The organism is Actinomadura syzygii (genome assembly GCF_008085905.1).
GTDB lineage: Bacteria > Actinomycetota > Actinomycetes > Streptosporangiales > Streptosporangiaceae > Spirillospora > Spirillospora syzygii.
In genome coordinates this window covers 127,882-139,310 of sequence record NZ_VSFF01000020.1, presented here as the reverse complement: position 1 = coordinate 139,310, position 11,429 = coordinate 127,882, and the positions used below count along the sequence as shown (strand labels likewise).

The 11,429-nt window shown below is 72.7% G+C and carries 10 protein-coding genes; all 10 read right to left on the bottom strand.

All coding sequences use genetic code 11. The features are described from left to right. Positions 1 to 534: 534 nt before the first annotated feature. The 10 genes from tyrS to argC all read right to left on the bottom strand — a co-directional run bounded on the left by tyrS (position 535) and on the right by argC (position 11,252). A complete protein-coding gene (tyrS, locus tag FXF65_RS41790) occupies positions 535 to 1,815 on the bottom strand; it encodes a tyrosine--tRNA ligase (RefSeq protein ID WP_148356018.1) in 1,281 nt (426 codons plus the stop codon). A gap of 74 nt (positions 1,816 to 1,889) precedes the next feature. Next, positions 1,890 to 2,543: a DNA-3-methyladenine glycosylase gene (locus tag FXF65_RS41785; RefSeq protein WP_222869024.1), complete on the bottom strand. Its 654-nt coding sequence runs from the start codon at positions 2,541 to 2,543 to the stop codon at positions 1,890 to 1,892. Between the two features lie 52 nt (positions 2,544 to 2,595). Beyond that, positions 2,596 to 4,014, bottom strand: coding sequence for an argininosuccinate lyase (gene argH, locus FXF65_RS41780; RefSeq protein ID WP_148356016.1), 1,419 nt, complete (start codon positions 4,012 to 4,014; stop codon positions 2,596 to 2,598). A 181-nt stretch (positions 4,015 to 4,195) separates the two neighbouring features. Then, positions 4,196 to 5,392 carry an argininosuccinate synthase gene (locus FXF65_RS41775; protein ID WP_148356015.1) on the bottom strand — a complete coding sequence of 399 codons (1,197 nt, stop codon included), beginning with the start codon at positions 5,390 to 5,392 and terminating at the stop codon, positions 4,196 to 4,198. Positions 5,393 to 5,480: 88 nt separating this feature from the next. Beyond that, a complete protein-coding gene (locus FXF65_RS41770) occupies positions 5,481 to 5,984 on the bottom strand; it encodes an arginine repressor (RefSeq protein ID WP_067905644.1) in 504 nt (167 codons plus the stop codon). Between the two features lie 8 nt (positions 5,985 to 5,992). Continuing rightward, positions 5,993 to 6,922: an ornithine carbamoyltransferase gene (gene argF, locus FXF65_RS41765; RefSeq protein WP_148356014.1), complete on the bottom strand. Its 930-nt coding sequence runs from the start codon at positions 6,920 to 6,922 to the stop codon at positions 5,993 to 5,995. Between the two features lies 1 nt (position 6,923). After that, complete coding sequence (locus FXF65_RS41760) at positions 6,924 to 8,117, bottom strand: acetylornithine transaminase (protein WP_148356013.1); 1,194 nt, start codon at positions 8,115 to 8,117, stop codon at positions 6,924 to 6,926. Beyond that, the gene (gene argB / locus FXF65_RS41755) at positions 8,114 to 9,073 is read right to left on the bottom strand and encodes an acetylglutamate kinase (RefSeq protein ID WP_148356012.1); all 960 of its coding nucleotides are present in this window, start codon (positions 9,071 to 9,073) and stop codon (positions 8,114 to 8,116) included. Before argB ends, FXF65_RS41760 begins: the two co-directional genes overlap by 4 nt. Then, on the bottom strand, positions 9,070 to 10,227 hold the full coding sequence (gene argJ, locus FXF65_RS41750) for a bifunctional glutamate N-acetyltransferase/amino-acid acetyltransferase ArgJ (RefSeq protein WP_148356011.1): 1,158 nt from the start codon (positions 10,225 to 10,227) through the stop codon (positions 9,070 to 9,072). The genes argB and argJ overlap by 4 nt, the downstream gene beginning before the upstream one ends. After that, entirely contained in the window at positions 10,224 to 11,252 is a 1,029-nt protein-coding gene (gene argC / locus FXF65_RS41745) for an N-acetyl-gamma-glutamyl-phosphate reductase (RefSeq protein WP_148356010.1), read from the bottom strand. Before argC ends, argJ begins: the two co-directional genes overlap by 4 nt. Positions 11,253 to 11,429: the final 177 nt, after the last annotated feature.

Sequence of the window (11,429 nt, the reverse complement as noted above, 5' to 3'; positions counted from 1 at the left end):
ATCCCCGCCACCCCAACTAGGAGTGGCTACGGGGTGGCCAAACCAGGAGAACAAATCCCCTGCCCGGCCGTATAAAGGCACTGGCTTTTAACACGCTGTTGAGTTCTCAAGAAACGGACACCCACCGCGCCGACCACCCGCTCCCGCGGACCCCGGCTCCGGGGCAACCCTTCTAACCTACCCGATACGTCCCGTATGTCAAACTCTGGGGCGATCGTCCCATTACGTCCGATGGCAGGCCACAAGTGACTCACCTAGTCGGTGCGTAGCGGGTTCCCCCGAGGTCGGGCGCCTGCCGGCGCCCCGCTCCCCTGGGGGCGAGTAGAACAGTATGGCCCCTCGCCGGGAGCGTCAAATCGGCCCCGTGAGACTTGAAACCCCAGGTCAGGTGTTCTTTTCAAGGCTCCTTACATGCCCGGTCCGGAGGGCTTGTAACCGCACTGTGACGTGTATCTACCGAGTTTTGGCCTCGGCATGTCGACCGCCCGCCCGGAACGTGTCCGGACGGGCGCTCTCACACAGGCTCAGGCGGGTTCAGGAGGCGGCGGTCACCTCGACCCCGCCCACGTTCCGCTTCCCCCGCCGCAGGACGAGGAACCGCCCGTGCAGCAGGTCGGAGACGTCCGGCACGGCGTCCTCGGACTCGACCTTCGCGTTGTTGAGGTAGGCACCGCCCTGTGTGATCGCCCGCCGTGCCTCCGACTTGCTCTTGCAGAGGCCCGAGGCGGCCAGCAGGTCGACCACGGACGGCAGCGCACCCGGCGGCACCTCGGCGCGGGGGACCTCGGCGAGCGCGGCGCGCAGCGTCCGCTCGTCCAGCTCCTCCAGGACGCCCTGACCGAACAGGGCGCGGGACGCGGCGATGACGCGCGCCGTCTCGTCCGCGCCGTGGACCATGGTGGTCATCTCCTCGGCGAGGGCGCGCTGCGGGGCGCGGGCGGCCGGACGGTCCGTGCCCTCCTTCACCAGCTCGCCGATCTCCTCGTGGGAGCGGAAGCTGAACACCTTGAGGAACTTCTCGACGTCCCGGTCGTCCGCGTTGATCCAGAACTGGTAGAACGCGTACGGCGAGGTCAGGTCGGGGTCGAGCCAGTAGGTCTCGCCGCCCGCCGTCTTGCCGAACTTGGACCCGTCCGCCTTGGTGAGCAGCGGGGTGGTGAGCGCGTGCGCGCTGCCGCCCTCGACTCGGCGGATGAGGTCGACGCCGGCGGTGAGGTTGCCCCACTGGTCGCTGCCGCCCGTCTGCAGCCGGCAGCCGTGCCGCCGGTACAGCTCGAGGAAGTCCATCGACTGGAGCAGGACGTAGCTGAACTCGGTGTAGCTCATCCCGGTGCTGTCGAGCCGGGCCTTGACGGTCTCGCGGGCGAGCATCCGGTTGACCGGGAAGTGCTTGCCGATGTCGCGCAGGAACTCGATGGCGGACATGGGGCCCGTCCAGTCGAGGTTGCTGACCATCGTCGCGCCCGTGGGACTCTCGTCGAAGTCCAGGAACTTCGAGACCTGGCCGTGGATGCGCTCGACCCAGCCCGCGACGGTCTCCTCGGAGTTGAGGACGCGCTCCGCGCTCTTCCCGCTCGGGTCGCCGATGAGCCCGGTGGCGCCGCCGACCAGGCCGATCGGGCGGTGCCCGGCCTGCTGGAAGCGGCGCAGCGTGAGGATCTGGATCAGGTTGCCGAGGTGCAGCGAGGGCGCCGTCGGGTCGAAGCCGCAATAGAGGGTGACCGGTCCCGCGGCGAGCATGGCCCGCAGTTCGTCCAGGTCAGTGGACTGCGCGATCAGGTCGCGCCACGCGAGATCATCCAGGATGTCGGTCACGGTCTCCCTCGTCTCCGGTTGGCTTTCCGTGTGCCCACCAGGGTGCCCGGCGGGACGGGACGACGCCACTCGATTCACCGTCCGCCGCGCGTGGGGACGGACTTCTTGCGCTGCCTCGGAACGTGCGGCCGGTACGGCGACACGCTGGGGTCGCCGTCGATCCAGAACCGCCATGGGACCTCCTTGGCGCCGTTCACGCCGGTGCGCGGACCCGTCCTGACGAGCGCCGGGTCGGCGGGCTCGCCCGCGTGGACGGTGAGCGGGCCGTCCGGCGCGCAGACGTCCAGGCCGTTCTGCTCGCGGGCGATGCCGAGCGCCTGGCACAGCCGCGCGGGCCCGCGGCCCAGGTCGCGGACGGACGAGCGCGGCCGCCGCTCCCGCGCGACCTCCTCCCCCGCGACGATCTCCCCGGCGCGGAGGAGGACGGCCATCGACGTCCCCTCCGGCCCGCAGACGAGGTTCATGCAGAAGTGCATGCCGTACGTGAAGTACACGTAGGCGTGGCCGGGCGGCCCGAACATGACGGCGTTGCGGGGCGTCCGTCCGCGGTAGGCGTGGGACGCGGGGTCGAGCGGACCGGCGTACGCCTCGACCTCGGTCAGCCTGGCCGCGACCTCGCCGTCCGGCGTGCGGTGGCGGAGCACCTGGCCGAGCAGCGCGGGCGCCACCTCGTCGACGGGACGGTCGAAGAAGTCCCGGGGCAGCAGGGGCGGCAGGGGTTCGTTCATCGCCTCAACCATATGGCGGCGGCGCGCGCGGTCCGGCCCGGGACGGGCCCGGTCAAGCGTCCGATCCGGCGGCCCAGGCGGCGTGCTCGTTGACGAGGCCGCGCAGCGCGGTGATCTGCTCGCTGACGCGGTCCGGCGCGGTGCCCCCGTATGCCTTGCGGGACGCGAGCGCGCCCTGGACGTTCAGCACCTCGCGGACGTCCGGCGTGAGGTGCGGCGACACCTTGGCCAGCTCCTCGTCGGTGAGGTCGTCGAAGTCCTTGTCGTTGACCTGGCACCAGACGACGAGGTGCCCGACGACCTCGTGCGCGTCGCGGAACGCCACGCCGCGCCGGACGAGCAGCTCGGCGAGGTCGGTGGCGAGCGCGAAGCCGTCCGGGGCGAGGGCCTCCAGCCGCTCGGTGTTGATCCGCATGGTCGCGATCAGCCCGGACATGGCGGGCAGGACGAGCAGCAGCGTCTCGACGGCGTCGAACGCGCCCTCCTTGTCCTCCTGGAGGTCGCGGTTGTAGGTGAGCGGCAGGCCCTTGAGCGTGGTGAGCAGGCCGACGAGGTGGCCGATGAGGCGCCCGGCCTTGCCGCGGGCCAGCTCGGCGACGTCGGGGTTCTTCTTCTGCGGCATGATCGACGACCCGGTGGCGTAGGTGTCGTCCATCTCGATCCAGCGGAACTCCTGCGACGCCCAGAGGCACACCTCCTCGCCGAGGCGCGACAGGTGGACGCCGACCAGCGCGGCGGCGAAGAGGAACTCGGCGACGAAGTCGCGGTCGGCGACGGCGTCCATCGAGTTGGGCGCGGCGGCGTCGAAGCCGAGCTCGGCGGCCGTGGCCTGCGGGTCGAGCGGCAGCGACGACCCGGCGAGCGCCCCGGAGCCGAGCGGGGAGATCGCGGCGCGCCTGTCCCAGTCGCGGAACCGGGCGATGTCGCGGGTCAGCGGCTGGACGTGCGCGAGGAGCTGGTGCGAGAACAGCACCGGCTGCGCGTGCTGCAGGTGCGTCATGCCGGGCGCGGCGACGCCGAGGTTGTGCTCGGCCTGCGCGATCAGCGCGGTCTCCAGCTCGACCAGCCGGGACACGATCTGCCGCGCGTGGTCGCGCAGGTAGAGGCGCAGGTCGGTGGCGACCTGGTCGTTGCGGCTGCGGCCCGCGCGGAGCTTGCCGCCGAGCACGCCGAGCCGCTCCAGCAGGCCGCGCTCCAGGGCGGTGTGGACGTCCTCGTCGGCGACCGTCGGGCGGAAGTCGCCGGTGCGGCACGCCTCTTCGAGGTCGTCCAGGGCACCGATCATGCGTCCCAGCTCGTCGTCGGTGAGCAGCCCCGCCCGGTTGAGGACGCGGGCGTGCGCGCGCGAGCCCATCAGGTCGTAGGGGGCGAGCCGCCAGTCGAACTGGACGCTCACCGAGAGCCGGGCGAGCGCGTCCGACGGGCCGCCCTCGAACCGGCCGCCCCACAGCCGCGTCGGTGCCTTGGTCACGAATCTTCTCTCTTCCCACCGCTGGACGTTCGTCGTCTCATCTCACCACGCCTGCCGCAGCACGGCGCGACGCGGGGACGCCGGGTCGCGGCGTCCCCACGCGTGCCGAGCGGGACGGGCGGCGCGGCGTCCGCCACAGGGTACGGCGAAACCGCACCCCGCGGCTGGCGCGCCGCCCCGGTCAGACCTCGCGGTCGCGCTTGGCGGCGATCTTGCTGGGCAGGCTCCACAGCTCGACGAAGCCCTTGGCGAGGCTCTGGTCGAAGGCGTCGCCGGTGTCGTAGGTGGCGAGGTCGTAGCTGTAGAGGGACGAGCCGCTGCGCCGCCCGGTGACGACGGCGCGGCCGCCGTGCAGCGTCATCCGGACGTCGCCGGACACGTGCTGCTGCGCGTCGGCGATGAACGCGTCCAGGGCGTCCTTCAGCGGCGAGAACCAGAGGCCGTCGTAGACGAGCTCGCCCCAGCGCTGGTCGACGGACCGCTTGAAGCGGGCGAGGTCGCGCTCGACGGTGACGTTCTCCAGCTCCATGTGCGCGGCGATCAGCGCGATCGCGGCGGGCGCCTCGTAGACCTCGCGGCTCTTGATGCCGACGAGCCGGTCCTCGACCATGTCGATGCGGCCGACGCCCTGCGCGCCCGCGCGCCGGTTCAGCTCGTCGACGACCTGGAACGGGGTGAGCGGGCGGCCGTCCAGCGCGACGGGCACGCCTGCCTCGAACGTGATGACGACCTCGTCGGCCTCGCGCGGCTCGGCGGGGTCGGCGGTGTAGTCGTAGACGTCCTCGATGGGGCCGTTCCAGATGTCCTCGAGGAAGCCGGTCTCTACGGCGCGTCCCCACAGGTTCTGGTCGATGGAGTACGGGGACTTGGCCGACACGTCGATTGGCAGGCCCTTCTCCTCGGCGAAGGCGATGGCCTTGTCGCGCGTCCAGGCGAAGTCGCGGGCCGGGGCGATGATCTTCAGGTCGGGGGCGAGGGCGGCGAGCCCCGCCTCGAACCGGACCTGGTCGTTGCCCTTGCCGGTGCAGCCGTGCGAGACGGTCGTCCCGCCGAACCGCTTCGCGGCGGCGACGAGGTGCTTGACGATCAGCGGCCTGGACAGCGAGGACAGCAGCGGGTAGCGGTCCATGTAGAGGGCGTTGGCCTGGAGGGCGGGGACGCAGAAGTCCGCGGCGAACTCCTCCTTGGCGTCCACGACGACGGCCTCGGCGGCGCCGCAGGCGAGGGCCCGCTTGCGGATGGCCTCCAGGTCCTCGCCGCCCTGGCCGACGTCGAGGGCGACCGCGATGACGTCGCCGCCGGTCTGCTCGGCGAGGTACGGGATGGCGACGGAGGTGTCCAGTCCCCCGGAGTACGCGAGTACGACGCGCTCGCTCATGATCGTTATCTCCTGTGCTCGAAGTTTTTGAGTTCCTGCGGGCGGTGCGGGCTGGTGACGCGGGCTGGGACGGGGCCGCCGGGCGGCCCTAGCTTCGTCGTTCGCGCCCGTCGGTCAGCCTGAGCAGCGCCTGCGCGACGGCGTCGCCGCCGTCCGGGTCACGGGCGATGACGAGGATCGAGTCGTCGCCCGCGACGGTGCCGAGGATGGTCGGCCATTCGGCGTGGTCGATCGCCGAGGCCAGGTACTGGGCGGCCCCGGGCGGGGTCCGCACCATGACCAGGTTGGCCGACGCCTCGGCCGAGACGAGCAGCTCCGCGGCGAGCCGGGAGAGCCGTCCGGTGAACGTCTCGGCGGCGCCCGTGCGGGCCCGCCGGATCCGCTCGCCGCCCTCGCCGGGGACGGCGTAGATCAGGCTGCCGTCGTCGGCGCGCAGCTTCACCGCGCCGATCTCCACCAGGTCGCGCGACAGCGTGGCCTGGGTGACCTCGACGCCGTCGTCGGCGAGGTGCTTGGCGAGCTCGCCCTGCGAGTGGACGGGGTGCCGGGTCAGCAGCTCGATCACCCGGGCGTGCCGGGCGGCCTTGGTCATGGGGGTCGTCACGGGGAGCGCTCCAGCAGCCAGACGAGCAGCGCCTTCTGGGCGTGCAGGCGGTTCTCGGCCTCGTCCCACACGCGGCTCCGCGGGCCGTCCAGGACGGACGCGGCGATCTCCTTGCCCCGGTAGGCGGGCAGGCAGTGCAGCACGATCGCCTCCGGCCCCGCCCCCGCGAGCAGTTCCCCGGTGATCGCGTAGGGCTCGTAGACGGCCGTGTCCTTGCCGGCCTGGCCCATGGACACCCACGTGTCGGTGGCGAGGACGTCGGCTCCGGCGGCGGCCTTCGCGGCGTCGTCGGTGACGGTCACGGACCCGCCGGTGGCGGCGGCGATCTCGGCGGCGCGGGCGACGACGGCCGGGTCGGGCGGCAGCGACGCGGGCGCGCCGACGCGGACGTGCATCCCGGCGGTCGCGCAGCCCAGCAGGTAGGAGTGGGCCATGTTGTTCGCGCCGTCGCCGAAGTAGGCGAGGGTGACGCCGGGCAGGCCGCCCTTCGCCTCCCGGACGGTCTGCAGGTCGGCGAGGACCTGGCAGGGGTGGAACTCGTCGGTGAGCGCGTTCACGACCGGGACGGTGGTCCCGGCGGCCATCTCCTCGATGCGCTCCTGCCCGGCCGTCCGCCAGACGATGGCGCTGACCTGCCGTTCCAGGACGCGGGCGGTGTCGGCGATGGTCTCGCCGCGGCCGAGCTGGCTGGTTCCGGCGTCCATCACGAGGGGGTTGCCGCCGAGCTCGGCGATGCCGGTCGCGAACGACAGCCGCGTCCGCGTGGACGGCTTGTCGAACAGGACGGCGACCGACCGGGGGCCCGCCAGCGGACGGTAGCCGAACCGGTCCTTCTTGACCTTGGCGGCGAGGTCGAGCACCTCGGCCTGCTCGGCGGGGGTGAGGTCGTCGTCGCGGAGGAAGTGCCTGATCGCGGGAAGCGTCATGTCACGCCTCCGGCCGCGCGGCGTCGAGGATCGCGGGGAAGGCGTCCGTGAAGGAGCGCGCCTCGTCGGCGGTGAGGATCAGCGGCGGGGCGATCCGCAGGGCGTCCGGCGCGACGGCGTTGATCAGGAACCCGGCGCCGCGGGCGGCGGCCTCCACGGCGGGCGCGTGCGGGCCGGTGAGGACGGCGGCGCGCCACAGGCCGCGTCCGCGCACGCCCGCGAGCAGCGGATGCTCGACGGCGCCGAGCCCCTCGGCCAGGACCTCCCCGACCTCGGCGGCGTGGGCGAGCAGGCCGTCCTTCTCGATGGTCCCGAGGACGGCGAGGGCCGCGGCCGCGCCGACCGGGTTCCCGCCGAACGTGCTGCCGTGGTCGCCCTTGGCGAACAGGCCGCCGTGCTCGCCGAACGCGACGCACGCCCCGATCGGCAGCCCGCCGCCGAGGCCCTTGGCCAGCGTGAGGACGTCGGGCTTGGCGTTCTCGTGCTCGAACGCGAACCAGGCGCCCGTCCGTCCGATCGCGGACTGGATCTCGTCGGCGACGAACAGCGCGCCCGTCGCGTCGCAGATCTCGCGGGCGGCGGCGAAGTAGCCCTCCGGCGGCGGGACGACGCCGGCCTCGCCCAGCGTCGGCTCCAGGAACACGGCCGCGCAGTCGGCGGTCACCGCGGACTTGAGCGCGTCGGCGTCCCCGTACGGGACGAACCGCACGTCGATCGCGTACGGCCCGAACGGCTCCCGGATCGACGCCTTCCCCGTCAGGGACAGCGCGCCCATGCTCCGGCCGTGGAACCCGTTCTCCGCCGCGACGAAGTAGGACCGGCCGTTGACCTTCCCGTACTTGATGGCGAGCTTCAGCGCGCACTCGTTCGCCTCGGTGCCGCTGTTGGTGAGGAACAGCCTGCCGTCGCCGCCGAGCAGTTCGCGGAGCCGCTCGGCGAGCAGCACCTCCGGCTCGTGCAGGAACAGGTTGGACGTGTGCGCCAGCGTCGCGACCTGCGCGGACACGGCCTCCACGAGCGCCGGGTGGGCGTGCCCGAGCGAGCTGACCGCGATACCGGCGATCAGGTCGAGGTAGGCGCGGCCGTCGGCGTCCCAGACTCGGGAGCCCTCGCCGCGCGCCAGCGCCAGCGGCGGGACGCCGTAGTTCGGCATGAACGCGGCCTCGTACCGGGCCTTCAGTTCCGCGCCGCTCATGCCGTCTCCTCCTTCATGTCCGGGCCGCCGGGGAGGCTGGGCAGCACCATCGTTCCGATCCCTTCGTCGGTGAAGATCTCCAGCAGCAGCGCGTGCGGGACGCGGCCGTCCAGCACGTGGGCCTGCGGGACGCCGCCGCGCACGGCCGTGAGGCACGCCTCCATCTTCGGCACCATCCCGGACGACAGGTCCGGGAGCATGGCGGCCAGTTCGTCGGCGGTGAGGCTGTCGATCACGTCGTCGCCGCCCTGCTCCCGGTCCGGGGCCCAGTCGGCGTAGAGGCCCTCGACGTCGGTGAGGACCACGAGCTTCTCCGCGTCCAGCGCGACCGCGAGCGCGGCGGCGGCCGTGTCGGCGTTGACGTTGTAGACCTCGCCGTCGTCGCCGCGCGCCACGCTGGAGATGACCGGGACGCGGGCGTCGTCCAGCAGCGACCGGACGGCCCCGACCTGCACCTCGACGATCTCGCCGACCTGGCCGATGTCGACCGGCGCCCCGTCCACGACGGCCTGCTTGCGCTCGGCGGTGAACAGGTTCGCGTCCTCGCCGGACATGCCGAGCGCGAACGGGCCGTGCCGGTTGATCAGGCCGACGACGTCCCGCTGCACCTGGCCGGTCAGCACCATCCGGACGACCTCCATGGCCTCCGGCGTCGTCACCCGCAGCCCGGCGGTGAACGTCGAGTCGATGCCGTTGCGGGCGAGCGCCGCGTTGATCTGCGGGCCGCCGCCGTGCACGATCACCGGCCGCAGCCCGGCGTAGCGGAGGAACACGACGTCCTCGGCGAACGAGTGGCGCAGCTTCTCGTCGGTCATCGCGTGCCCGCCGTACTTGATCACGACGGTCTTGCCGTGGAACCGCTCCAGCCACGGCAGCGCCTCGATCAGCGTCCCGGCCTTGCCGAGCACGCCCGCGCGGTTCTTGCGGAGCTCCGCGCCGCTCGTGACGGCGCTCACGTGGAGTACGCCGAGTTCTCGTGGACGTAGTCGGCCGTGAGGTCGGTCGTCCAGACGGTCGCGCTGTGCGGGCCCGCGGACAGGTCGACGGTGATCGTCACGTCGCGCGGGCGCAGGTCGACCTTGTCGCGGTCGTCGCCGAACGAGCCGCCCCGGCACACCCACACGCCGTTGATCGCGACGTTCAGCTCGTCCGGGTCGAACACGGCGTCGGTGGTGCCGACGGCGGACAGGACGCGGCCCCAGTTCGGGTCCTCGCCGTGGATGGCGCATTTCAGCAGGTTGTTGCGGGCGATGGAGCGCCCGACGGTGACCGCGTCCTCGGTGGACGCGGCGCCGACGACCTCGATCGCGATGGCCTTGGACGCGCCCTCGGCGTCCACGAGGAGCTGCCGGGTCAGGTCGGCGCAGACCTCGGTGAGCAGCGCGGTGAACTCCTCCTCGGCCGGGACGACCTCCGCCGCGCCCGACGCCATCAGCAGGACGGTGTCGTTCGTGGACATGCAGCCGTCGGAGTCGAGCCGGTCGAGGGTGACGCCGGTCGCCGCGCGCAGCGCCCGGTCCAGGGTCTCGGCGGGCAGGTCGGCGTCGGTGGTGATGACGCTGAGCATGGTCGCGAGGGACGGCGCGAGCATGCCCGCGCCCTTCGCCATCGCGCCGATCATGTAGCCGCCCGCGCCCTGCCGGAAGGAGATCTTCGCGACGGTGTCGGTGGTGCGGATCGCGTCCGCGGCGGCGAGCCCGCCGTCGCCGCGGGTCAGCTCGGCGGCGGCCTTGTCGACCCCGGTGAGCAGCAGGTCCATCGGGAGCCGCTCGCCGATCAGGCCGGTGGAGCAGACCGCGATCTCGCCCGCGGAGTCCTCCAGCAGGTCGGCGACCTTCTCTGCGGTGGCGTGCGTGTCCTGGAAGCCGGGCGCGCCGGTGCAGGCGTTCGCGCCGCCCGCGTTCAGCACGACGGCGCGGACCCGCCCGCCCTTGAGCACCTGCTCCGACCACAGGACGGGCGCGGCGCGCACGCGGTTGCGGGTGAACACGCCCGCCGCCGCGCGGGACGGCCCGTCGTTGACGACGAGGGCGACGTCGCGGTTGCCGCTCGGCTTCAGCCCGGCGACGACGCCGGCGGCGCGGAAGCCCTTGGGGGCGGTGACGCTCAAGGGGAGACTCCGATCGTGGTGAGCCCGAGTTCTTCCGGGAGGCCGAGCGCGAGGTTGGCGCACTGCACCGCGCCGCCCGCGGTGCCCTTGGCGAGGTTGTCGACGGCGGCGACCGCGATGACGCGGTCCGCCGCCTCGTCCAGGACGACCTGGACGAGGACCGTGTTCGCGCCGAGCGTCATGGCCGTGGCCGGCCACCGCCCCTCGGGCAGGAGCCCGAGGAACGGCTCGTCGGCGTAGGCGCCCGCGTAGGCGGCGCGCAGCGCGGCGGCGGTCGCGCCGGTACGCGCCTTCGCCGTGCAGGTCGCGAGGATGCCGCGGCTCATCGGCGCGAGCGTCGGCGTGAAGGAGACGGTGACCGGCTCCCCCGCCGCCGCGCTCAGGTTCTGGACCATCTCGGGTGTATGCCTATGCGACCCGCCCACGGCGTAGGCGGACACCGAGCCCATGACCTCGCTGCCGAGCAGGTGCGGCTTGAGGGACCGTCCGGCGCCCGAGGTGCCGGACGCGGCGACCACGACGACGTCCGGCTCGGCGAGCCCGGCGGCCAGGGCCGGGAACAGCGCGAGCGAGACGGCGGTCGGGTAGCAGCCGGGGACGGCGACGCGCTTCGCGCCGCGCAGCGCGTCGCGGCCGCCGGGCAGTTCGGGCAGGCCGTAGGGCCAGGAGCCCGCGTGGGGCGTGCCGTAGAACCTCTCCCAGGACGCCGGGTCGGTGAGCCGGTGGTCGGCGCCGCAGTCGATCACCAGGACGTCGTCGCCGAGCTCGGCGGCGAGCGGGCCCGACTGCCCGTGCGGCAGGGCGAGGAACACGACGTCGTGCCCGGCCAGCGTGTCCGGGGTGGTCTCGGCCAGGACGCGCCCGGCCAGGGATCGCAGGTGGGGCTGGTGCGCGCCGAGCTCGGTGCCCGCGTTGGAGCCCGCCGTCAGCGCGCCGATCTCGAACTCTGGATGTCCCGCCAGGATGCGCAGCAGCTCGCCGCCCGCGTAACCGCTGGCGCCGGCGACCGCCGTCCGGATTCCCATGTCCCGCTCTGCCCTTCGAAGATGACTAGCAAGAGTATGCATGACCATGGATTCCTATTCAACGTCGGGACGTCCCGCGAGGCGCGGTGAGACGAGCGCCACAGTGTCAACCTGCGTTGACAATCACCATCGCGTCAACCTAGATTGACGGCGTGATCCCGGGAAGTAGTTAGAGGG